The following is a 22939-nucleotide window of genomic DNA, read 5'->3' as shown; positions in this document are numbered from 1 at the left end:
AAGAGAGGATTGTGAGTTGAGCGGCGACACAGACAAAAATTCAGGTTCGATGGGTATGCTGCATCGTTTTGCCAGCTATGTCATGCGTGGCCGCCGCCAGGCAGTCATAGTGGGGCTATTATTTACTATCCTGCCTTTATTTGGCTGGGTTAGTAATGTCATCGTTGCTTTGATTACTTTACGTAAAGGCGCTAAAGAAGGGGCTATCGTATTATTGTGGATTATTTTGCCGGCGGTAGTTGTTGCTGGTTTAGGTAATCGTTTGATTATTTTGTATGGAATTATCGGCGGCAGCTTATTTACTTATGTGTTAGCCCTAGTGTTACGCAGAACACAGAGCTGGAAAACGGTATTAACAGCCATTCTATTGCTAGGCTTATTGGCGGTAGTATTGGTACATTGTTGGATACCCAATATCACCGAGATCTGGGTAAATCAGTTTGACCATTATGCATTATTAGTGAAAAATCAATTTAATGTGGCGGTTAACACTGCACATTTGAATTCTTTTGCTAAGTTTGCTACGGGTTTTCAAATAGCGTTTATTTCCTTGTCGGTACTTATTAATTTAATACTTGCACGAGGGTTCCAGTCAATGCTATACAATCCGGGCCAACTTCGCCCTGAGTTAAAAAGTGTTCGACTTAGCTTATGGGAAGTACTAGCTTTTATAGGCATAGGTGTGTTGAGTTTCTTAGGCATCGTTATGGCGCAGGATGCTTTGCCTGTGGCGGGACTGATTTTTGCATTAGCGGGTTTAAGTGTTTTTCATGCGCTGGCAGATTTAAGAAACGTGGCTAATAAATGGGTTTTTTTATTTTATGTATTATTAGCCGTTTTTTTTCCTTATGTAGCGGCTGCGCTGATACTATTCGCAATAATTGATAGCGTGTTTAATTTACGTTATCGATTAAATAGAGTTAACAAGTGAATTGAATATCGAGGTTTATTTTTTATGGCACAAGTGATTTTATTAGAAAAAGTACATTCTTTAGGTGATTTAGGTCAGCAGGTTACGGTACGTAATGGCTATGCACGAAATTATTTAATCCCGCACGCCAAGGCGGTTCCTGCCAATAAGGAAACGATCGCTGAATTCGAAATCAAGCGTGCAGAATTAGAGAAAATTGCACAAGAAAAATTACAAGTGGCTGAAACACGCGCAGCGGCGATCAATGCTTTAGTTTTAAGTATACCGGTTAAATCAGCTGAAGAGGGTCGTTTATATGGCTCTATTGGTGTTTCTGAATTAGTTCGAGCAGCAGATGCTGAAGGCGTCATACTTGAAAAGAGTGAAATTCGCTTACCTAATGGTCCTTTACGTCAATTAGGTGAGCATGAAGTTTCTGTGCAATTACACAGCGATGTTATTGCTGTGCTGAAAGTAAATATTGTTGCAGAAGAATAAATATTCAGTTTGATTACAGCTGGCTAATATAACTCGGATGTTGTATTTTGGATGTTAACTTCTATATTAATAGGAATAACTAGCAGCGACCATACGGAGGGAATCTTCAATTGAAGACCCCGGCTAATGATTTCTTATCAAAAGATTTAATATAAACTAGCATTGAGGATTTTTTGTTAGTTTATGGTTTAGGCAATTCTTGCTATGCAAAAAACCGATCATCTTAAGTTACCTCCACACTCACTTGAAGCCGAGCAATCGGTTTTGGGTGGATTAATGCTGGATAATCAAGCATGGGATAGGGTTGCGGATCGATTAAAAGAAAAAGATTTTTATCTTTTATCACACCGCATTTTATTTCGTACTATCGTCAGTTTTGCCAATCACGCTAAGCCTTTTGATGTCGTTACACTTACCGATGCTTTAAAAAGTACGAACGAATTAATAGAGATCGGTGGCGATCTTTATTTATTTGAATTGGTGCGTAATACACCGAGTGCTGCCAATATTGTTGCTTACGCAGATATCGTACGAGAACGTTCGGTTTTGCGCCAATTGATTGGTATTGCTTCTGAAATCACCGAAAATGCTTTCATGCCCGAAGGCCGTTCGATTACTGAACTAGTCGATGAGGCTGAGCGAAAAGTATTTCAGATTTCCGATCAAGGCGCGCGTGGTAGCGGGCCGCAGAGAATTGGTGACTTTTTGGCAAAAGCGGTCGATAGAATCGATATCTTGTTTCACTCCGATCAAGTTATTACCGGACTTTCAACTGCTTACAAAGATCTAGACGAAATGACATCCGGTTTGCAACCGGCTGATTTGGTGATCGTCGCAGGTCGCCCTTCCATGGGAAAAACGACATTTGCTATGAATATTGCAGAACATGCTGCAATACAAGGCGATAAACCGGTGTTGATTTTTAGTATGGAAATGCCAGGTCAAGCATTAGCCATGCGTATGATGTCATCATTAGGACGCATTGATCAGCATAAAATTCGTACTGGGAAATTAAGTGATGAAGATTGGCCTCGAGTGACTTCGGCAGTTAGCATGTTGTCCGAGGCAAAAATGTTTATTGACGATACGCCGGCGTTAAGTCCTGGGGAAGTGCGTGCGCGCGCGCGCCGAGTTGCAAAAGAACAAGGTTCATTAGGCTTAGTTGTTATCGACTACATACAATTGATGCAAATACCTGGTATTAAGGAAAACCGTACCACAGAAATATCTGAAATTTCGCGTAGTTTAAAAGCTTTAGCCAAAGAACTGGATGTTCCTATCATCGCATTGTCACAGTTAAACCGAAGTTTAGAACAACGCGCCGATAAAAGACCCGTGATGTCCGATTTACGGGATTCGGGTGCTATTGAACAAGATGCGGATTTGATTATTTTTATTTATCGTGATGAAGTTTACAACGAAGGCAGTCCGGATAAAGGTAGTGCAGAAATTATTATTGCCAAACAACGTAACGGACCTACCGGTAAAGTTCGGCTGACTTTCTTAGGAAAATATACACGTTTTGAAAATTTTGCAGCACAACGTTATCATGCTGAGAATTATGCATGAGCAGACCGTTTACTGTAGAGCTTGATTTAGCTGCGCTACGACATAATGTTAAACGGATACGTAATATTGCTCCACAATCCAAAATATTGGCCATGGTTAAGGCCAATGCCTATGGACACGGTTTAATTTCTATCGCTAAAGCATTAACCGATGCCGAGGGTTTCGGCGTTTCCTGTTCAGAAGAAGCTTTGTATTTACGTCAGGCAGGAATAAAACAACGAATAGTGCTAATGGAAGGTTTGTTTTCTAAGGATGAAATTCCTTTATTAACCGATTACGAACTTGACACGGTCATTCACGATCGTAATCAATTAAGTTTATTAAGCGAACATCCATTACCGCATACCATTAATGTATGGTTGAAAATAAATACTGGAATGAACCGTTTAGGTTTTTCGCCGCATGATTTTGCAGCTGTTTTGCAAAAATTAAATCATTGTCCTTGGCTGAATATCGTGTGTGTGATGACACACTTTGCTAGCGCGGATAAATCAGAAGATACAAGCACTAAGTGTCAAATAAAACTATTTGAACAGACCATCAAAGAGTATAAATTTCCCACCAGCTTAGCTAATTCTGCTGCAATTTTAGCTTATCCTAGAGCGCATGCCGATTGGGTGCGTCCAGGTTTAATGCTATACGGTGTTTCCCCTTTTCCAGATTCTTCCGGCGCACAACATGCACTAAAACCGGTGATGACTTTAAAATCCGAAATTATTTCTATTCATCAATTGGAATCAGGTGATAGAGTAGGATACGGGGGAGCATGGATGGCGCCTAAGCCACTACGGGTTGGAGTTGTGGCAATAGGATATGGAGACGGTTATCCACATCGAGCTGAAAGTGGCACACCTATTTTGGTAAATAACAAACTCAGTGAATTGATAGGACAAGTTTCTATGGATATGCTGACGGTCAATTTGTCGAATCAACTGGACGCTAAGATAGGCGATCCCGTGGTGTTATGGGGAACAGGTCTTCCTTTAGAACAAGTGGCAGAAAGTACTTCATCCTTTCGTTTCGAATTATTATGTGGAATTAATCGAGGACAGTTAGTCCGTACGCGCATTGAGGAAATAAATGATGCAAAAAAAAATGATTAAGTGTTTATTCATTTGGGTGTTTATTTTAAATTTAACAGCGTGTGCCAGTCACCCAGTGCAAACGTCACAAACCCATATGGAACCGCAGCTTGATAATAGTAAGGATATTTTTGTCGATCCTTCTATTGCGCATTTTATGGGAAATGCCGATCATAGTAAGTTGCAAGATTTAGTGGCAACGGCACAATCTCAACAATTTGTCAGTTGGACTAGCGATACTACTGGTGCGCGCTTTGCATTTACCAGTAAAGAAATTTTTGTTAATTCCGAAGGACAAGGCTGCAGAGATTATGAAATAAAATTAATTCGTGGTTTTTTTGAGCATCCTTCTTTCAATTACACCGCTTGTCGAAATAATCAGGGCATATGGCAAGTTATCACACATTAATTTTTCGAGTATCCATGTTCTTGTCATTGCGAGCGCGAAGCGCGCGGCAATCCAGGAAATACTGGATTGTGGATGGCCACGCTCATTAACATTCGCTCGCCATGACGATAATTTTATATTTCATATGAAAAACAAAAAATATTTTTTTTTGAAATTTTTATTTATTATTTTTTGTGTGGTCTGTGCACCCATACTGGCTAATGAAAATAATCATGTAATTCAAACATCAGAATTATGGGTTGATTTGACGCATCCTAAGATTCTTTATGCTAAAAACCAGCAATTACGTTTAATTCCCGCATCGGTGACCAAACTTTTTATTGCTGCTAGTGCATTAACGCATTGGGGTGCTAGACATACTTTTTCTACGCAAGTTTACGCAAGAGGGCACTTTACAGCAGGCGTATTATACGGAGATTTAGTTTTTTATGGTTTGGGCGACCCTGAGTTTACCAATGAAAAAATGTGGAGCTTAGTCAATAATCTGCAACAAATAGGTTTAAAGAAAATTACTGGAAACATAGTTGTTAACACGTCTTATTTTGGAAAGATCATTTTTGATGATCCGGATCGGAGATTAGCAAAAACTCACTCAAATGTAGCTTATGATGGTTTACCTTCTTCATCGGGCACAGATTTTGGCAACATCGCTGTTTATATTTCACCTGGGCCCAAAATAGGTAACGCTGCTGTAGTAAAAATTTTACCTTATCCGTTAGTTAATATTGTGTTAAAAGGATCTGTGCAAACTATTTTTGGAAAAAATAATAACATTCGACTTAACCGTATTACTCATAATAAACAAGAAATTTTAATTATTTCCGGACAATTAGGCCTGCAAAGTAAGCCGCTCACAATTTATCGTTCAGTCGGCGATCCAAATTTAACAACCGCAAACTTATTAAGCGCGTTTTTGCAAGAAGCGGATATCAGTTTCAATGGTAAAGCGCATGTTGAAGCTAGCCCTTTATTATCAACAGATAGTTTGTTAACGCAGATAGATAGCGATCCGATGATTCATTCTTTACAAGATATGTTATTTTATTCCAATAATTATATCGCTGATATGTTAATGCTGAATTTATGGCGGGACCATCAGACGCATTTCGTTGCATCATCGGTAAATTTAACTGCTGCAACACAATTACTTTTTGATAGTTATAAATCGATGTGGGTAAAGTCAAATTTTCTCACTAAAGGCCAAGAAGGTTTACCGGTCTTTAAAAATGCGAGCGGATTGACGCCATTTAATCGATTATCAGCGAGTGATCTTATTATTCTATTAGAAGGAATGTATAAAAATAAACGTGATTTTCCTATCTATTATGGAAGTTTAGTGATGCCCGGACAGCAAAAAATTTGGCGTGAGATGATTACTGCTCACCACCCCTGGATGCAACGGTCAAGTTTTAAAACAGGCCATATCAATGTCCCAAAATCTGTGTATAGCATGGCCGGTTATTTCAGCATGCAAAATGGTGATTTGGGCGCGTTTGCAGTATTATTTAATGCGCCACCGGAAAAAAATAAAAATGGAAGTTTATTTACACAATTCATGCAACATTTAGATCATCAATTTCAAACGCTTCGCACTTGACATTGACTGTGTTCCAGTCACAGTCCCAATTCCAATCCTCATGGTTATTGTATATACCAGATTGCTGCACGGACGCGGCACTTGCCAAAAATCTCATTGCTGTGAGTTTATTTAGTTTGCATAGTAAATTTGTTTTTCTGTTATCACTGCATTTAAAGGAACATCCCAGTTTTTTTCAGTAAATGTTGATAATTTTTGCCATTCATAGGCAAGGCCAAGTAAAAAAGGGCGTGTGGGTCTAGGGCAATTTAACAAAAAAGCGAAACTACGATCATAAAAACCGGCACCCATTCCTAAACGTTGACCTTTCTCAGTAAAACCTACTAAAGGGACTAATACTAAATCTATATCTTTCTTTGCAATACAGGCATTTGAAGATAGCGGAGGCTCTGGGATATTAAAATGATTTTTTTTTAGTACAGTTTGAGATTCATACGCACAGAATATTAATTGTTGTCCTTGTAAAATCGGTAAATAGCAAGTTTGTTTATTTTGCCAAGCTTTTTGTATAAGTGTCGATGGATCAATTTCTTGTTGAATGGCTATATAGCTGGCAATTGTTTGGCTTTGTAAAAATAATGGATGATGACTTAATTGTTCGGTAATGATGCTAGAAACCTTTTTTTGTTCGCTAACAGTAATTTTAGCTCGTTGTTGTTGTAATTTCTTGCGAGATAGTTGGCGAGTATCCATTTGATATCATTGGGTATTAAGAAGATCTGACTCAGCTCTGTTTCCTGATCCTGGGATGCAGGTGGGATTATGCTACCTACTTTAGGCTTCTTGCTAGGGTGTGGCCATTATAATGACGGCATAGCCTACAAGCATGCACACCGTAAATAAGTCAATTATCCCTAACTTTATGAAAGTATCGATCGAAAAACTATCGACTGAGTCAGATACTCGACTAGTATAATCTATTTTAAGGGAGTGTCGCGAATAGAGTTTAGAAAAAAGGATTTAAGCCTGCATGAATAATGGCTGTTCATCATTGCAAGTGCGTAAGACATTTTATTATTAAGATTTGCTTAACTGTATTAACCCGGCTTAGAATGGTAAAATACCTCAGACTTACTTTCTTTACAGAGTACGCCCATGCAAACTCAGGCTAAATCTCCCGCTTTCGACGATTTTTACCACCTATTGACCCAAGCAGAAGTGGCTACTTCTCCGGCAGAAATACATGGTATGTTATGTGGTTTTGTTTGTGTAGGTCAAAAACTTAATGGTGGTTTTTTGATCGATATTTTATTGAAGCGGCTTGGGACTCGACCTCCTTTTATGCTGGGATCGCAAGGTGCGGTTGTTGGTTTGTATGATGCGGCTTGTCGTCAGTTAAGTGGCTTACAAACTTTTCAATTATTGCTGCCCGACGAACAGCATGAATTAGAAGAACGTGCTGAAGCCTTAAGTTTGTGGTGTGAGGGGTTTTTATATGGCTTAGGTTTAGGCGGAAGCTCTATTGAAGATGAGACGCCTGATGTGATACACGAAGCCTTATATTGTATCGCTGAGATTGCTAAGCTTGAAATTAACCATTTAGAAGTGACTGAGCTCGATAAATTGGCGTATGATGAAGCAATCGAGTTTATTACACATGCTATCCCCTTGATATACGAAGAATTGATTCGCTATTCAGTAGAAGGAAGTACAGGCTCTATGTATCTTCATTAGGGGCCGATCTACTGGTAATTATACGCTTCGCACTTGGATTTTTGTCTGTGTTGCCACTTAGCTCGCAACCCTCATGTGTAGTATTGTGTACATACCGATTGCTGCACGGTCGCGGCACTTGCCAAAAAATCAATTGCTGTGAGTATATCTATGTTTAAACTTACTGAGTTGCAGCATCGGCGGCAACAATTAGTATCCCATATTAAGAGCGATGAATTAATTGTCTTAATGTCGGCACCAGAGCATATACGCAATGGTGATGTGTTTTACCCCTATCGTCAAAACAGTGATTTTTATTATTTAACGGCATTTCCTGAACCTGAGACCATTGCTTTACTCATACCAGATCGCAAGGGTAGTAAGTTTATATTATTTAATCGTGCTGAGGATCCGGGCGCAGCTATCTGGAATGGAGAACGCATTGGCCAAACCAGAGCTAAGAAGGAATACGGTGCTGATGAAGCTTATACTATTGAGCAACTTGAAACTAAATTGCCTGAATATTTAGCGAATACGCGAGTTTGTTATTATCTTGGCGATGCAACACCTAATAACCCAATGTTAGTGCGAATTAATAAGATATTGGAGCGTTTAAAAAAACCACCGCTAGAATATACTAAAAAACTAGTTGAAAGCGTACATGAAATGCGACTTAGGAAAAGTCCTACAGAATTGGATTGCTTACGTAAGGCGGCGCATATGTCCGGTGAAGGCCATCTGCGTGCGATGCGGGCTTGTCGGCCTGGATTATATGAATATCAATTGGAAGCCGAATTAATGTATGCGTTTTATGGACAAGGGAGTCAAGCCTTGGCCTATCCCAATATTGTTGCGAGCGGGGCGAATGCTTGTATTTTACATTATACGGATAATCGCGCAGAGTTAAAAAAGGGTGATCTCGTGTTAATCGATGCGGGCTGTGAATATCAAAATTATGCTTCAGATATTACTCGCACTTTTCCTGTCAATGGTCGCTTTAGTCCAGAACAAAAGGCTATTTATCAAATTGTGTTAAAAGCACAACAGGCTATTCTAGCGTTAATAAAACCCGGCGTGGCATGGAATCAGTTACAGAAAACCTGCGTGGAGCTAATAACGCAAGGTTTAGTGGATGTGGGTATATTAAAAGGGAAGCTTGGGGACCTGATTCAACACCAGAGTTATCAGAAATTTTATATGCATGGCTGTAGTCATTGGTTAGGTTTAGATGTTCATGATGTAGGGTGTTATAAAATAGAAAAAAAATGGCGTAGTTTAGAGCCAGACATGGTTTTCACGGTAGAACCTGGTATTTACATCAGTCCCGCAGCAGATATCGACAAAAAATGGTGGAATATCGGTATCCGAATTGAAGATGATGTGCGAGTGACGCAGGAAGCTTGCGAAATATTGACATCACAAACACCCAAAGATCTGACTGACATTGAAAACATAATGCGAACATCCTCATGAAGCACGATTATGATATTCTTATTGTCGGTGCCGGAATTGTAGGAACGAGTTTGGCATTAGCATTATCGCATTTACCTTTGCGTATCGTTTTGATCGAACAATCCCCTTTTAAATCGCTTGATGCTGTTTTGTCTTCAGATAGTAAACCTATTGCTTTGAATCTTGCTAGTTTACGCATTTTACAGTCATTAAAGGTATGGTCCGCTTTAGAAGTTTATGCGAATCCCATCCAGAGTGTAAATATTTCGAAGCAAGCTTGTTTTGCGCTATCAAGAATTAATGCTAAAGAAATGGGTGTTCCGCAATTAGGTGCGGTTATTCCTGCGGCGCGTTTGGGACATGAATTAACTAAGGCTTTGCTTCAGGTTGCCGCTAGCAAAACCTCACAAGGCACCTTAGATCTTTACAATCCAGCAAGCTGTGAGGCGATAAGTCGACATGCAGCTACTTGGCAGGTGGAGTTTAATCATCTTCAAGATGAAAGAAAAATTATTTATCCACGTTTAATTATTGCTGCGGATGGTGCGAATTCTACTGTTCGTCGCTTGTTGAATATTGGTTTAAAAATTAATTCTGCTTCAGAAGCGGCTTTGACGACAGTTATAGAGATTAGCCAACATCATCAACATACCGCCTATCAGCGTTTTACTCCTCAAGGAATTATTGCTTGTTTACCTTTACGGGATAATAAAATCGGCTTAGTCTGGACTTCCAAACAACAAACTATTGAAACACTACAAAATTTAACTGAGCAAAAGTTTTTGGAGAATTTACAACAACAATTCTCTTATAGTTTTGGCAAGTTCTTGCGTTATACCCAGCCACAGATTTATACATTAAAAAGCTGTACTTCCGAAATTCAAGCGCAAGCAGGTTTAATCTTCCTAGGAAATGCTGCGCATACTTTACTTCCTATTGCAGCTCAAGGTCTAAATTTAGGATTACAAGATATGGCAGAATGTGTGGATGTGATTGCGAATGCATTGGATCAGGCTACCGATTTAGCGGATGCAAGTCTGGCGCAATCGTATCTTAAGTCACGCTTGGCAGTACAGCGACAAATCATCGGGTTTACCGAGCAATTGACACGTTTGCAAACGCCCGGGCCGTTGACTTTCATTTACAATAATGGTCTATTAGCAATGGATTTACTCTCACCCTGCAAAAGAAATTTATCACGCCGCTTAATGGGAATGCATGGCCGACTTCCACGTTTGGTTCGTGGTTTAACTTTATGCTCACAGCGATTGGATTTTGGTCAAGTGCCGCGTTCATGTACTAATCATGGTATATTCAATAACCATGAGGATTGTGATCCCCGCGATACACCGGCAATGTCAAGTGCGAAGGGTATACAACAAGAAGAATATTAGTATGTCAAAATTTAGATTTATCACCGATAAAAATGCTAAGGTTCTTTACCTGGAAACTAATGTCTCGGGTTCAGCTGTATTAGCCACAGCAAAATTAAATAAAGGCACTGCATTTACTGAATCGGAACGCCAACAATTAAGATTACGCGGTAAATTACCGTATAGTATTGAAAGTTTGCAGCAACAAGAACTGCGCGTTTACCAACAATTCTTAAAAAAAGAAAATAATTTAGAAAAGCATCTCTATCTTCGTAGTTTACATAACGCCAATGAAGTATTGTTTTATAAATTAGTGAGTCAGCATTTAACTGAAATGTTACCTATTCTGTATACACCCACGGTTGGAAAAGCGGTAGAGCAATTTAGTCAGGAGTTTCAACAACCACGCGGTTTATACATCGCTTATCCTGATAGAGATCATATCGATGAAATTCTTGAGAATCGTTTGAATCCCGAAGTAGATATTATCGTCATGACCGATGGCGAGGGTGTATTAGGTATTGGCGATCAAGGTATTGGTGGTATGGATATCTGTATTGCTAAATTGATGGTTTATGTGTTGTGTGCCGGCGTTAATCCCAATCGTTTATTACCTATTCAAATCGATGTCGGAACTAACAATGAACAATTGTTAAATGATCCTATGTATTTAGGCTGGCGTCATCCGCGTTTGGTCGGTCAAAAATATGATGACATGATAGAAACGATAGTCTCAGGTATACAAAGAAAATTACCTCGTGCTTATTTGCACTGGGAAGATTTTGGACGTGAAAATGCGCGGCGTAATTTAGAGCGCTATCACGATCAAATGTGCACGTTTAATGACGATATGCAAGGAACGGGTGCCGTGACTTTGGTCGCACTCTTGTCCGCTATTCATCGTACCAAAATTCCATTAACTGAACAGCGTGTGGTTATTGTGGGTGCGGGAACCGCTGGCACAGGGATTGCCGATCAACTCTGCGCAGGCATGATGCGCGAAGGCTTATCTAAAGAGGAAGCATTATCGCGGTTTTATTTGGTGGGTCGACACGGTTTGCTACATGAAGCTACACCCGATCTGACAGCCTTTCAAAAACCTTATGCGCAACGTTTAATAGGCGAAGCCGTTGCTACATTACAGTTATATGATGTGGTGAATAAATTTAAACCCACGGTATTAATTGGATGTTCTGGTCAAGGTGGAATATTCACAGAAGCAATAGTTAAAAGCATGGCAGCATCGGTTGAATACCCTATTATTTTTCCTTTATCCAATCCTACTGAAAAATCCGAAGCAACACCGGATGATTTATTGAATTGGACGGCAGGGCGAGCACTGATTGCTACGGGCAGTCCTTTTGGTCACGTTGATTTTAAAGGTGAAAAGATACCGATTGCGCAATGCAACAATGCGCTTATTTATCCAGGTATAGGTTTGGGTGTTCTGATAGCACAAGCGACACGTTTGAGTGAAGCGATGCTTTGGGAGGCGTGTAAAGCTTTAAGTAGTTTTGCGAGCAAAAGTTCCAATGCAAAAGATGCATTGTTACCAAATTTTGAAGACATCCATGCTATTAGCCGCTGTATTGCGTTGTCAGTAGCAACTCAAGCGCGCCATGAAGGATTAGCCAAAGTTAAAGATTCCGTTGATTTCGCCCAGGAAATCGATCGCCAATTTTGGTATCCGGAGTATGTTAACTACCATTATTCAGAATCACTATGACTTCAGACGAAATACAAACGGATTATGATATCGTTATCGTTGGTGCGGGTATCGTTGGCTTAGCATTGGCTTGTCAGTTAAGGGATCAAGAATTAAGCGTCGCGATAATTAATAAGGACGCTATTCAAAAAAAAACCTCAAGTGTAATATCAAAGCTACGTGTTATTGCAGTTACACTGGGTTCGCAGCATTATTTGGAAGCATTGAACGTTTGGCAGCGACTCGATACACAACAATCTGCGCCATTCCGTAGTATGCAAGTATGGGAATCTGGTCTAACCTCGAATCTTTTTTTTGATAGTGCGGATGTCGGTGAAGCATGCTTAGGTTTTATAGTAAAAAACATAGATTTGCAGCAGGCATTATATACCCAAGCAAAAACCGATACTGAATTGACTTGGTTTGCACCCGATGCTTTACTCGATATGCAGTTGCAAGAAAATCAAATATTAGTAACATTAGCGTCTGGAAAAGAAATAAGTACACGTTTACTCGTCGGTGCTGATGGGGACCATTCTAAAGTTAGAGAATTGGCCGATTTTCAGATTAAATCTACCGATTATGCGCAGCAAGCAATCGTTGCAACGGTAAAAACGGAATTGGCGCACAAACAAATCGCAAGACAAATTTTCTTACCGAATGGTCCCTTAGCTTTTTTACCTTTAAATGATCCCCAGCATTGTTCCATCGTTTGGTCGACTACACCCGAAGAAAGTCAGCGCTTAGCAGCTTTAGATGATCAACTTTTTTGTACTGAGTTAACGCATGTTTTTGAGGAACGATTAGGCCAAGTTGTATCAACAAGCACACGTTTAAGTTATCCATTAAAAAACCAAGAAGCGGAACATTACATCAAATCGGGTGTTGCTTTAATTGGAGATGCAGCGCATACCATTCATCCTTTAGCGGGACAGGGTGCTAATTTAGGTCTCGCCGATGCGCATTGTTTGGCGAAAGTGATCCTGGAAGCCAAACAGAAACATCGATCAATAGGCGCACACCATACTTTGCGCCGTTATGAACGAGAGCGTCGCTTTCGTAATCGTGTCATGATGGGTGGTGTGGATGGAATTAAACATTTATTTGCTATCAACAATCCGATTGTTCAGAAAACGCGGCAGTATGGATTAGGCATTATCAATAATATAGCTTGTTTGAAAAATGTTATTGCTTGTTATGCGATGGGGAGTAAATCAAAGTTTTAGCTGATTTAAATTATTCGTAGGGAGAAGAAATTCTTCGAACAGATTTAAAGAAGCTGTCAAATTTTTTAAGTTATTCTGTATATTAATTTTTTGTGTCTCATTGTATGACTTTGAATTTTTGTCAAAAAATAAGTAAGTAGTTTTGCTAGCAACTTTACTAGGATCAATGGACTTTTCTAGGGATATAAAAGCAGCTTTGACTGCTCCAATGCTTGACCTAAAGAGGGTAATGTTAACATTTTCCTCTTCTTTTGGCTCGCCTAGTTTACCCTGCAGAATATCAAGTGGTTTTTTTAAGAAGTCGGTTTTTTTCTTTATAGATTGATAGGATTCCTGAATGTTAACGTAAGATGAGAACTGAGCTTTCTCGAACAACTTATGAAATGACAGAATATCTGCCCGAAGCGCTTCTATGAGTGAGATTAATTCTTCTTTACTGGACATAATTGTATATTTTTTAACCTGTTATAATTATCCCAAAAGTATAGGCCTTTAATATTAAGAGAGACTTAAAGGAAGCAAAAAATGGCTAAAAACACCCCATTTATCATCCTGGACCGGGATGGCGTGATTAATTTTGAATCTGAGGCGTATATCAAGACCCCTGAGGAATGGTTACCTATTCCGGGTAGTTTAGAGGCTATTGCCTTGCTGACTCAGGCAGGCTACACCATAGCCGTGGCGACTAATCAGTCGGGTGTGGGGCGCGAGTTCTATACCGAGGCAGGGTTAGCCGTTATCCACCAAAAATTGTTCGATAGCGTAAAAGCACTGGGTGGCAAGGTGGATAAGGTGTTTTACTGTCCCCATCTGCCTGAAGACCATTGTAGTTGTCGTAAGCCAGGCATCGGTTTATTTGAACAAATTGCCGATTATTATCAACTCGATTTGCGGGGCATTATAGCCATCGGTGATTCACTGCGGGATATTAAAGCAGCACTTAAAGTCGGTTGCGAGCCTATCTTGGTTTTGACCGGAAATGGGGAACAAACCCTGTTAAATAATCGCGAATTAGCCGATGAGATCCCGATTTTCCCCGATTTGTTAAGTGCCGTGCAGAAACTATTACAGGAACAACAGCATGTCGAAACCTAAACGCGTGTATAGCTGTCAGTCGTGCGGCGGACAGTTTTTACAATGGTCAGGCCAATGTGGTGAATGCCAAGCGTGGAATAGTTTATTAGAAGATAGCGCCTCTGTCTCACCACGTGCACTTCCACGTGTAAATGGTTATGCGGCCGTAGATGCGAAAATAACCGATTTAAATAGCATTCAGTTTGGTGAAGTAAAACGCTTTTCTTCGCGGATCAAAGAGTTGGATAGGGTACTTGGGGGAGGAATAGTCCCAGGCTCGGTGATACTCATGGGCGGTGACCCAGGCATAGGAAAATCGACTTTATTATTACAGAGTCTTTGCCAGCTGAGTGAGCACCATTCGGTGCTTTACATCACGGGAGAAGAATCACTGCAACAAGTCGCCTTACGCGCGCAGCGTCTAGAATTGCCACAAAAAAATATTCGTCTACTGACTGAAACCCGCGTGGAAAGTATTTTAGCGCATGCATTACAAGAAAAACCGCAAGTTCTCGTCATTGATTCGATCCAAACCATGCATACCGATTTACTGCAGTCTGCGCCGGGTGCGGTAGGGCAAGTCAGAGAAAGCGCAATGCAATTGACACGTTTGGCAAAACAAACGGGTATTGCTTTATTTTTGGTCGGGCATGTGACGAAGGATGGCGCACTGGCAGGTCCCCGGGTTTTAGAGCATATGGTGGATACAGTTTTGTATTTTGAAGGTGAAGCGGATAGTCGGCATCGGTTGATCCGATCGGTTAAAAATCGTTTTGGTGCGGTGAATGAATTAGGTGTATTTGTCATGACCGAGAAAGGTCTCCGTGAAGTGAGTAATCCTTCAGCGATGCTATTGTCACGATCTGGGTTAACAGTTTCAGGTAGTTTAGTCACTGCCACATGGCAGGGGAGTCGTCCTTTATTGGTCGAAGTGCAAGCACTCGTTGATAATAGTCATTTAGGTAATCCGCGTCGCGTAACCGTAGGTCTAGAAAGTAATCGTTTAGCAATGTTATTAGCAGTATTGCATCGACATGCAGGCGTTATGACCTATGATCAAGACGTTTTTATCAATGTCGTGGGCGGCGTGCGTTTATTAGAAACCAGCGCTGATTTACCGGTTTTATTAGCGGTGTTATCGAGTTTACGCAATAAACCTTTTCCGGAGGATTGTTTGGTATTTGGCGAGGTGGGTTTATCCGGCGAAATCCGCCCAGTACCTAATGGCCAAGAACGTTTACGCGATGCCGCCAAACATGGATTTAAATCGGCGATTATTCCTAAGGCTAATATGAGTAAGCAAGCAATTAATGGTATGACGGTTTTTCCGGTTGCGCAGCTGAGTGAAGCCTCGGATATAACGCGACAGATTGCTAATCTAGAAAGTGTCAAATAAAGCTAAAGAAGAGTATATAATTCCTCCGTTTTAAATACGCTTTATGCCAGAAAAATAATATACGTTCGGATTGGAGTTAATAATGAAAATTTTATTACTAGGAAATAGCCTACATAGCATGATCAAATTTCGCTGGGATATTATAAAGTACCTAGCCAATAATCATCATCAAATTTATATCATTTGCCCTTTGGATGTTGAAAATTATAAACTAAAATACCAACATGAAAACGTTTTTTTCTTAAATATTAATTTTTGTCGTTCCATTAATATAGTCAAAGATCTTGCAACGCTATTTCAATTTAAGAAAATTATAAAAAAAATCAATCCAGATGTTATTTTCTCTTACTCGTTGAAATCTAGTTTTTTTTCTATGTTTGATAACTGGAAAATTCCCAATGTTTATTTTATTACGGGCGTGGGTAGTAGCCTCATTAATAAATATAAATTTTTTATCGAAAAAATTATTTATACATTAACTCATCTACGGAAATTAATAATAAAACATCCAGATTTTTTTATTTTTTTAAATAATGACGACAGAAATTATTTTATCAAAAAAAATCTTTGTTTGAAAAAATACGCCATGGTCTTTCCTGGAGAAGGAGTAGATTTAGAATTTTATAAGTTTTCTCCTATTAATGAACATAAAAAAACGATATCTTTTTTATTCATTGGTCGACTCATCAAAGATAAAGGGATTATTGAATTGATGAATGCCTGTAAAAAGCTAAAAAGCAGTCAAATTCAATTTCATTGTACGGTCATTGCACCTTTTGATTATTATAATCCCTCTAGTTTACATAGTATGAATGTAGATGATTTTCAAAAAAATGGTATTGAATACTTCTCTTATGTTGATGATGTCAGAACTTACATTAACGCATGTGATGTAATAGTTTTGCCGAGTTATTCCGAAGGGATGCCTAGAGTATTACTCGAAAGCATGGCGATTGGTAGGCCTATTATTACTACCGATACGCATGGTTGTAGGGAGCTGGTCAACCGTGATAATGGTATAGTGGTGAAAGTCAAAGATGTTCAAAGTTTATATGATGCAATGGTTTGTCTGTCTAAAAAAACCAGAGATGAATTAAGCCAAATGGGTTTAGCTGGGTATAACTACGTTAAAGAAAAATATTCACTACTTAACGTCATAAATAGCTATCAGGTATTAATAAAAGATTTAATACAGTTTAAAGAAGGGAATTAAATAGCTGTCCAATGTTAACGCACAATAAATTAAATAAAGAGTAGGTAAGGCGCGAAATACTGGTTTAGGAAATGTGTGATAGAGATGGCCGCTAATCCAAGCAGATTTTTTCAGCGCTTTTAACCAAGTGCCCAAGTATTTTACTGAGTGAGGAGCATGTTTTGATTCAATGATAGGATAACATTGTAAGGAAATACCTTGCCCGAACTCTTCATTAAATTGCTTGTTGCGGTAAAAAAATATTTGAAATTCTTTTGGATTCCATATTATTTGCTTAGCAATTTTTCTGCAAAATTTTATTCTAAAATTATTAGTAAATTTATATGAAGATATAGCGTCTAAGACAGACCGCTGAAAAATAGATATGCTGCGGTCAGCCACATTCATTTCAACTTTTTTATATGTTTCCGGTAAAATCTTGTTATTTTTATCGACAATATATCTTTTAACTGAATCTTGTATTGGAGTACATAGAAATTCTAATGGCAATACAAATCGCATTAAACAACTAAATAGTGGGTTGACAGCGGAACCGTTCCCATCAAATAAAAAGGCTTTTTTAAAGTGGTTTTCTGGAATAAATTTCTTTTGACGATGTAATCCTAAATAAAATCCATAAATTTTTTTTTCTGGAAAAATTAGGTTAATATTATCTTGTATACTACCCCGCCAGCCAATATCAACGATTCCCACCGAAGTTTCATCTAAAAAATAATTTTGTTTTAGATATTCAGTTAATAATATTTTTTTAGAGGCAATGGCTTTTTTAATTATCTCATTTACAGTATTGTCTTTTAAAAACTGATTAAAAATAGGATTTTTTGCTATACCTAAAATCTCTTGGTCATAGTACCCGCCGTATTCTTGGTTATATATTGTTTGCAATCGATCATCTTCGATGTCTAATGATTTGAAGAATGTTTGAGGAGATTGATTTGGATAAATATTCCATAGTCGCTGAAATGCATTTTGACTATTTATATCGACAGATGGTAAAAAAGTTGCAAGTCGGCTGACTGAAAGCAAGCGACACTCTATGTCTGTGTGAAGATTAAATTTTTTTTGTAACGCTTTTACTAATTCTATAAAAAAAGCACCTTCCCGAGTAAAAAAGAATAACTTTTTTATATTTTGTTGATGACAGCTATAAAGTAACCAATATGCAAATTCGTGAAAAAGTAGACTCCATTCTTTCCCATAAAATTGTGCTTCGGCAACAAGTTGATTATTTATGTTCTTCGCACTTAAAATTTTGTCTGCCTTGCTCCTCGACTCGCAATCCTCATGCATGGTAATACACTCCGGTTGCTTCGTTTTCGCGTCGCCTTGCCGAAAATCTAATTGCTTTAAGTATGTTTCAATTTTTTGCATGTTAAGCCGTCGAAAGTTTTTTATTCCAAGCGAGTTCAGAAAAAATGATTTCTTTATAAGGGTCTTCGAATAAAGATTTCCAACCTAAAGACTGTATACGTGTATTATCCGCTACAGAATAAGGGATATCAGCGCTTCTTCTATTGCCTATGCTATAGTTTAATATATTATCTGACAGTGAATTGATAAGTTGAACTACTTCGAGAACAGATAATCCTTTACCATAACCAACATTAAGTATTAAATTTTTGCTTGCCGCGAGTTGGTTGAACTGATTAACCGCCATCACGTGTGCATTGGCAATATCCATTACATGAATGTAGTCTCTTATACAGGTTCCATCTGGTGTATCGAAATCATTACCATAGATAGTGATTGCTAATTTGTTCATGACACTATTGCGGCAAACCAATGGGATGAGAGCCCCTGACGATCGATTGAAATTACCGACTCTTAAAGATGAATTATGCCCGGCAACATTAAAATATCTGAGTATAGTGAGTTGTATAGCATATTCGCTTGCTAAGTGACTTAATGCTAATTCTGCAATATATTTAGATTTACCATAGGGGTTACCAGGATTGATGTCTTGGTTTTCAGTGACAGTTTCTCCTGTGGCTTGTCCGTATACCGCTGCAGTTGATGAAAAAATAAAATGTTTAACAGCATATCGACCACAAACTTTCATTAAAGTAATAGATTTTAATAAGTTTTCTTCGTAATAAAATTCTGATTGGTGAATAGATTCTTCTACTGAAGTTTTTGCGGCAAGATGCATGACAATGTCTATTGGATGCCGATTAAATACATCGTCTAAGAAATTAACGTCGCCAAAATCTCCTATTTCGTAAGTAATATTTTCTAACATATTGTCGCGATGACCAGTAGATAGGTTATCTATAACAACAATATTAAATCCTTGATTTTTAAGGAGTAGCGTAATATGGCTACCTATGTAACCACAACCACCGGTAATTAAAATGTTTTTATTCATATTTTTTTATTCAATTTTGAGTAATAAACTTGCTTAACAATTGCTAATTTAGGATATTTCTGTAATAAAAATATAAAAACTTTTTTTACATTATAGGATATTTGATAAACAAGATTTTGATCTTTTATAGCTCTTTCATATTGGTTAAATGCCAATGTTAACTTTCTTGTAATGTCCTGAATGTTATAGTAGTGTTTATTGGAATCAAGGACTATATTTTTTAAGGATTTATAAAATTTTCCACTGGATTGTTCCCAGTTTATCCATAAACCGGCTGTTTTAAATGCGCCGACTTTAAGCTTATTTAAATAATTTCGATCCTTTGCTAGTAAGTTTATAGACTTAACAACACTATCTTCATCATCTGTTTTTATAACAATGCCATTATAGCCGTCTTTAATATATTCATCATGGCCGGTTACATCATAAACAATACAAGTTCCACCACAGTGAAAAATTTCTAATGGAGGTCCAAACATTCCTTCCACATAGGACAATTTGACCAGAACATCACAGGAACGATACACTTCGGCGGCTTTATCAATGGGTAAACAAGAAAATACTTTATCTACATTTTTGTATCGAGTAACTTTGCTACTGGTTAACCACCAGAGCTCAATATTAGGGACTTTTGAACAAAGAGCTAAAGTTTTCTCGATATTTTTCAATGGAACACCCAGGGGACCCTCAACTAAAACACGAAGTTTACTGGCTTTTTTTTGAGTTAAATAAGTTGGATTTGTGAAATAAATGTCTTTGCGTATACCATTATGGACTAGTTCTGCTTGTGTACCATATCTTTGATAAAGATAATTTTTAATCCATGTGGCTTCAGTAATCACTGGAAGATTAAAGGTGTAAGTGGAATTGACAATATAATATATTGGCGAATCCAAAGGGTCATAAAATTTTGATTCTATGGATTGCACAAAATATAGATAAGATTTTGCCTGGACTTTAGGAAGATAATAGATCGTCCTCCACCAAGTAAAAATGGCAATGTCGTAATTTTTTTTATCACTATCATTGATAGATATAAAGTGAAGTTTTTTTAATGCCGGGTGCCATGGGTAATTTTTTGTTTTTAATAAGAGACACTCTTCAAAGTTAATACAAGCTAAAGTAATATTTAATCCTAATTCTTGCAGATAGAGTGCATGCTGGAGTATGACATACGTCCCTCCAGAAATGTTGGCACTACCAATTAAAAATAAAATTTTTTTCATGTTCTAAAAAGGGACTTTAAATATAATAAATACCATCTATATAAACGTGCTATAAACCATAAACCGTCTTTTGAAAGCTTTAAAAATGGCCAGAAGGTTGATCTTATATATTTTTTTGGAGATTTTATTAGCGTAAATAAATTTTTAATGGGTGGGGTACTAAGTTGTTGTAAATCGCTTCCTATTTGACTGTGGGTAAATAGACCAAAATTTTCAAAGTGTTGAACATCGATTAACCATTCGACTTCTTTTTTATTCGGTGAAAATATTTTTTGTTTAAGTAAATCAATGGCATAATTTTCTGTTAGAAATGTTCCCAACGCGTAATTATCAAATAATAATAGTAATTTCGAAAAATTCTCATGAATTTTTTGATGAATTAAGGAAATTTTTTGCAAAAAAAGTTGATTTTCCTTATCGTTAAATTCTAAATCAACTATAACATCACCATTATCCTCTCGACTATATTGCTTTGCGCTACCATGGTCAGCATTTAATATAATTTCAAATAAAGAAAGATTTTGATGGTAAATCCAATAGTTTTTATTTTTTTGTCGAAAATCAAACAGAATTCCTTCTTTCACATTATGGGAGTGCATCGCACCAGGTGCTACCAAACCTAGGTAGTAACCATGAATATGCGTATTGGGAAAAATTTTACTTATATTATCTTGCATTGAGCCTTTCCAACCAATATCAAATAGAGTTAACTGTTCATCGTGTAGAGTAAAATTTATACTTTGCAAATAATCTATAAAATTTATACGTTGATGCTTTCTAAAATCTTCATAATATTCAATAAAACGAATATCTTTTTTTAAGCGTTTAAAAAAATCTGACGAAGGTAAATGATTTTGAATTTCATCCATATCAATTGATTGCGAGTCACAAATCGATTTAATTTTTTCAATATCAAAACTATAAGACAAAGAAAATTGTTTGATAGAAATATTCGTGTATTGGCGAAAGAGCGTGGTAAACTCTTCGTGATTTAAAGGGCCAAGACTGGCTGCCGCTGTGGAGCGTCTTGAGGCTAATAAATAATGGGTTGCGATATGCTGGCTACTGAATTGTTTAGCGTGTATATATAATTGATATTGATCAAAAAGGTCTTTTATAATTTTTCCTTCTCTGGATAAAAAATAAAGCTTTTTAATTTTGTGCTTTAGACAACGATGATAAAGTTTATTTATTATATGTAATAATAACAAGGGTAAATACTCAAATATACCATCTTCTTGATGATTAATAAGCTGATCAATAGCTGATAAGCAGGCTTTTTTCGATTCTGAAAGTTTTTGCTGTTGGTTATAAAAGATATTTTGTTGTTTGCGTTCGACATAAAATGTCTTTAAACCAAATTGCTCTGCCATGACAATATCAGAGTAATAATTATCTCCCATCATTAAAATATTGGAAGAATGACATAATGCCGAATTGTTAATAATTTCTTGATAAAGCTTACCGGATCGTTTGGTTTTCATTACATCGGAAGAAACAAAAAGATGATCATAAATATCTTCAATATTATGAAAAGTTAACATGGAGTTAACTAAATCACTGCTCATGTAGAAATCACTTAGCAGAATTATTTTTATCCCTTTGGCTTTCTGTTTTCTTATAAAATTTACGAGATGTGTGTCCGGAATTTGATTTCGATATTCGATAGCCAATTCTATCGATTGATGTGCAAGGAAAAATTCATTTTTAGTTAGAAAAATATCCGAATGATATTTTTTTTTTAATAGCTCATATATAGTAGAAATTAAATAGGGATAATTAATTTCTTTTTCACCATAAGAAATTTTATATTTTGAATAACAATATTGTTCAGCATTTTTTCTAATTTGATAAAAATCTGTTGGAGATATCCTAGGGAATAGGATGCTTAACCGGGCTGCAACAAGCTGTTTGATGCTTTCAGGGTGAACTTTTCTACAAATAATCGTATCAAAAATATCGGAAAGAATTATATCTATTTGATGGATATGGATTAAATAATTCAGCGAGTTAAGTTCTATATTATCCAATATCATCAGGCTTTCCTTTTATTATTTAGGAAGGCTTCTTTCTTACTTACTGTAAAAAATTGAATCTGGGTAAGTAGTCCTGTGATTTGATAAATTACATGGAAATTTCGAACGCATAATGCTACACAAAAATTCATATTTTAAACTCAAATCTTATTATT

At 37.4% G+C, this 22939-nt stretch carries 20 protein-coding genes and 1 other RNA gene; 14 read left to right on the top strand and 7 right to left on the bottom strand.

Annotated elements, in window-relative coordinates; translation table 11 throughout:
• Positions 1-16 precede the first annotated feature (16 nt).
• The 6 genes from AAHF87_RS03120 to dacB all read left to right on the top strand — a co-directional run bounded on the left by AAHF87_RS03120 (position 17) and on the right by dacB (position 6065).
• A complete protein-coding gene (locus AAHF87_RS03120; RefSeq protein ID WP_342146955.1) occupies positions 17-931 on the top strand; it encodes a hypothetical protein in 915 nt (304 codons plus the stop codon).
• Positions 932-955: 24 nt separating this feature from the next.
• On the top strand, positions 956-1408 hold the full coding sequence (gene rplI / locus AAHF87_RS03115; RefSeq protein WP_342146953.1) for a 50S ribosomal protein L9: 453 nt from the start codon (positions 956-958) through the stop codon (positions 1406-1408).
• A 204-nt stretch (positions 1409-1612) separates the two neighbouring features.
• Positions 1613-2977 (top strand): replicative DNA helicase, encoded by a 1365-nt coding sequence (gene dnaB, locus AAHF87_RS03110; RefSeq protein WP_342146952.1) that lies wholly within the window; start codon positions 1613-1615, stop codon positions 2975-2977.
• Complete coding sequence (alr, locus tag AAHF87_RS03105; protein ID WP_342146951.1) at positions 2974-4080, top strand: alanine racemase; 1107 nt, start codon at positions 2974-2976, stop codon at positions 4078-4080. The genes dnaB and alr overlap by 4 nt, the downstream gene beginning before the upstream one ends.
• Entirely contained in the window at positions 4058-4468 is a 411-nt protein-coding gene (locus tag AAHF87_RS03100) for a hypothetical protein (protein ID WP_342146949.1), read from the top strand. The genes alr and AAHF87_RS03100 overlap by 23 nt, the downstream gene beginning before the upstream one ends.
• A gap of 124 nt (positions 4469-4592) precedes the next feature.
• A complete protein-coding gene (dacB, locus tag AAHF87_RS03095; RefSeq protein ID WP_342146947.1) occupies positions 4593-6065 on the top strand; it encodes a D-alanyl-D-alanine carboxypeptidase/D-alanyl-D-alanine endopeptidase in 1473 nt (490 codons plus the stop codon).
• Between the two features lie 111 nt (positions 6066-6176).
• Here the strand turns inward: dacB and AAHF87_RS03090 are convergent, their stop codons facing one another.
• Positions 6177-6758, bottom strand: a complete 582-nt coding sequence (locus AAHF87_RS03090; RefSeq protein ID WP_342146946.1) for a 5-formyltetrahydrofolate cyclo-ligase — start codon at positions 6756-6758, stop codon at positions 6177-6179.
• Between the two features lie 19 nt (positions 6759-6777).
• Positions 6778-6970, bottom strand: a non-coding RNA gene (ssrS, locus tag AAHF87_RS03085) — 6S RNA.
• 190 nt (positions 6971-7160) lie between these two features.
• Here ssrS and AAHF87_RS03080 point away from each other — a divergent pair.
• The 5 genes from AAHF87_RS03080 to AAHF87_RS03060 all read left to right on the top strand — a co-directional run bounded on the left by AAHF87_RS03080 (position 7161) and on the right by AAHF87_RS03060 (position 13474).
• Entirely contained in the window at positions 7161-7739 is a 579-nt protein-coding gene (locus AAHF87_RS03080) for a UPF0149 family protein (protein ID WP_342146945.1), read from the top strand.
• Between the two features lie 150 nt (positions 7740-7889).
• Complete coding sequence (locus tag AAHF87_RS03075; RefSeq protein WP_342146944.1) at positions 7890-9191, top strand: aminopeptidase P N-terminal domain-containing protein; 1302 nt, start codon at positions 7890-7892, stop codon at positions 9189-9191.
• Positions 9188-10564, top strand: coding sequence for an FAD-dependent monooxygenase (locus tag AAHF87_RS03070; RefSeq protein WP_342146943.1), 1377 nt, complete (start codon positions 9188-9190; stop codon positions 10562-10564). Before AAHF87_RS03075 ends, AAHF87_RS03070 begins: the two co-directional genes overlap by 4 nt.
• Before the next feature lies 1 nt (position 10565).
• Complete coding sequence (locus AAHF87_RS03065) at positions 10566-12269, top strand: NAD-dependent malic enzyme (protein WP_342146941.1); 1704 nt, start codon at positions 10566-10568, stop codon at positions 12267-12269.
• Complete coding sequence (locus AAHF87_RS03060; protein ID WP_342146940.1) at positions 12266-13474, top strand: UbiH/UbiF/VisC/COQ6 family ubiquinone biosynthesis hydroxylase; 1209 nt, start codon at positions 12266-12268, stop codon at positions 13472-13474. Before AAHF87_RS03065 ends, AAHF87_RS03060 begins: the two co-directional genes overlap by 4 nt.
• Here AAHF87_RS03060 and AAHF87_RS03055 read toward each other — a convergent pair.
• Positions 13463-13918 carry a hypothetical protein gene (locus AAHF87_RS03055; protein ID WP_342146938.1) on the bottom strand — a complete coding sequence of 152 codons (456 nt, stop codon included), beginning with the start codon at positions 13916-13918 and terminating at the stop codon, positions 13463-13465. The two genes, AAHF87_RS03060 and AAHF87_RS03055, sit on opposite strands and share 12 nt — an antisense overlap.
• 81 nt (positions 13919-13999) lie before the next feature.
• On the opposite strand from AAHF87_RS03055, the gene gmhB reads away from it, so the two are divergent.
• The 3 genes from gmhB to AAHF87_RS03040 all read left to right on the top strand — a co-directional run bounded on the left by gmhB (position 14000) and on the right by AAHF87_RS03040 (position 17157).
• Positions 14000-14569 (top strand): D-glycero-beta-D-manno-heptose 1,7-bisphosphate 7-phosphatase, encoded by a 570-nt coding sequence (gene gmhB / locus AAHF87_RS03050; protein ID WP_342146936.1) that lies wholly within the window; start codon positions 14000-14002, stop codon positions 14567-14569.
• The gene (radA, locus tag AAHF87_RS03045) at positions 14556-15944 is read left to right on the top strand and encodes a DNA repair protein RadA (protein WP_342146935.1); all 1389 of its coding nucleotides are present in this window, start codon (positions 14556-14558) and stop codon (positions 15942-15944) included. Before gmhB ends, radA begins: the two co-directional genes overlap by 14 nt.
• Before the next feature lie 82 nt (positions 15945-16026).
• Positions 16027-17157 (top strand): glycosyltransferase family 4 protein, encoded by a 1131-nt coding sequence (locus AAHF87_RS03040; protein WP_342146934.1) that lies wholly within the window; start codon positions 16027-16029, stop codon positions 17155-17157.
• Here AAHF87_RS03040 and AAHF87_RS03035 read toward each other — a convergent pair.
• Genes AAHF87_RS03035 through AAHF87_RS03020 form a run of 4 tightly spaced genes read right to left on the bottom strand, consistent with a single transcriptional unit; the run spans position 17131 to position 22784 of the window.
• A complete protein-coding gene (locus AAHF87_RS03035; RefSeq protein ID WP_342146932.1) occupies positions 17131-18528 on the bottom strand; it encodes a hypothetical protein in 1398 nt (465 codons plus the stop codon). The genes AAHF87_RS03040 and AAHF87_RS03035 overlap by 27 nt on opposite strands.
• 1 nt (position 18529) lies before the next feature.
• The gene (gene galE, locus AAHF87_RS03030; protein ID WP_342146931.1) at positions 18530-19522 is read right to left on the bottom strand and encodes a UDP-glucose 4-epimerase GalE; all 993 of its coding nucleotides are present in this window, start codon (positions 19520-19522) and stop codon (positions 18530-18532) included.
• Complete coding sequence (locus AAHF87_RS03025; protein WP_342146929.1) at positions 19519-20748, bottom strand: glycosyltransferase family 4 protein; 1230 nt, start codon at positions 20746-20748, stop codon at positions 19519-19521. The genes galE and AAHF87_RS03025 overlap by 4 nt, the downstream gene beginning before the upstream one ends.
• Positions 20745-22784, bottom strand: a complete 2040-nt coding sequence (locus AAHF87_RS03020) for an HAD-IA family hydrolase (RefSeq protein WP_342146927.1) — start codon at positions 22782-22784, stop codon at positions 20745-20747. Before AAHF87_RS03020 ends, AAHF87_RS03025 begins: the two co-directional genes overlap by 4 nt.
• Between the last annotated feature and the right edge of the window lie 155 nt (positions 22785-22939).

It is taken from the genome of Rickettsiella endosymbiont of Aleochara curtula, assembly GCF_964030935.1.
GTDB lineage: Bacteria > Pseudomonadota > Gammaproteobacteria > Diplorickettsiales > Diplorickettsiaceae > Aquirickettsiella.
Note: the sequence above shows the minus strand (reverse complement) of the source record. Positions and strands in the feature narration are given on the sequence as shown.

Excerpts from the sequence above, each read along its gene's own strand:
- AAHF87_RS03080 (WP_342146945.1), top strand. The coding sequence starts at position 7,161 with ATGCAAACTCAGGCTAAATCTCCCGCTTTCGACGATTTTTACCACCTA.
- AAHF87_RS03090 (WP_342146946.1), bottom strand. The coding sequence starts at position 6,758 with ATGGATACTCGCCAACTATCTCGCAAGAAATTACAACAACAACGAGCT.
- AAHF87_RS03025 (WP_342146929.1), bottom strand. The coding sequence starts at position 20,748 with ATGAAAAAAATTTTATTTTTAATTGGTAGTGCCAACATTTCTGGAGGG.
- AAHF87_RS03035 (WP_342146932.1), bottom strand. The coding sequence starts at position 18,528 with ATGCAAAAAATTGAAACATACTTAAAGCAATTAGATTTTCGGCAAGGC.
- dacB (WP_342146947.1), top strand. The coding sequence starts at position 4,593 with ATGAAAAACAAAAAATATTTTTTTTTGAAATTTTTATTTATTATTTTT.
- AAHF87_RS03065 (WP_342146941.1), top strand. The coding sequence starts at position 10,566 with ATGTCAAAATTTAGATTTATCACCGATAAAAATGCTAAGGTTCTTTAC.
- alr (WP_342146951.1), top strand. The coding sequence starts at position 2,974 with ATGAGCAGACCGTTTACTGTAGAGCTTGATTTAGCTGCGCTACGACAT.
- AAHF87_RS03020 (WP_342146927.1), bottom strand. The coding sequence starts at position 22,784 with ATGATATTGGATAATATAGAACTTAACTCGCTGAATTATTTAATCCAT.
- AAHF87_RS03040 (WP_342146934.1), top strand. The coding sequence starts at position 16,027 with ATGAAAATTTTATTACTAGGAAATAGCCTACATAGCATGATCAAATTT.
- rplI (WP_342146953.1), top strand. The coding sequence starts at position 956 with ATGGCACAAGTGATTTTATTAGAAAAAGTACATTCTTTAGGTGATTTA.
- gmhB (WP_342146936.1), top strand. The coding sequence starts at position 14,000 with ATGGCTAAAAACACCCCATTTATCATCCTGGACCGGGATGGCGTGATT.
- AAHF87_RS03070 (WP_342146943.1), top strand. The coding sequence starts at position 9,188 with ATGAAGCACGATTATGATATTCTTATTGTCGGTGCCGGAATTGTAGGA.
- AAHF87_RS03060 (WP_342146940.1), top strand. The coding sequence starts at position 12,266 with ATGACTTCAGACGAAATACAAACGGATTATGATATCGTTATCGTTGGT.
- galE (WP_342146931.1), bottom strand. The coding sequence starts at position 19,522 with ATGAATAAAAACATTTTAATTACCGGTGGTTGTGGTTACATAGGTAGC.
- AAHF87_RS03055 (WP_342146938.1), bottom strand. The coding sequence starts at position 13,918 with ATGTCCAGTAAAGAAGAATTAATCTCACTCATAGAAGCGCTTCGGGCA.
- AAHF87_RS03100 (WP_342146949.1), top strand. The coding sequence starts at position 4,058 with ATGATGCAAAAAAAAATGATTAAGTGTTTATTCATTTGGGTGTTTATT.
- AAHF87_RS03075 (WP_342146944.1), top strand. The coding sequence starts at position 7,890 with ATGTTTAAACTTACTGAGTTGCAGCATCGGCGGCAACAATTAGTATCC.
- dnaB (WP_342146952.1), top strand. The coding sequence starts at position 1,613 with ATGCAAAAAACCGATCATCTTAAGTTACCTCCACACTCACTTGAAGCC.
- radA (WP_342146935.1), top strand. The coding sequence starts at position 14,556 with ATGTCGAAACCTAAACGCGTGTATAGCTGTCAGTCGTGCGGCGGACAG.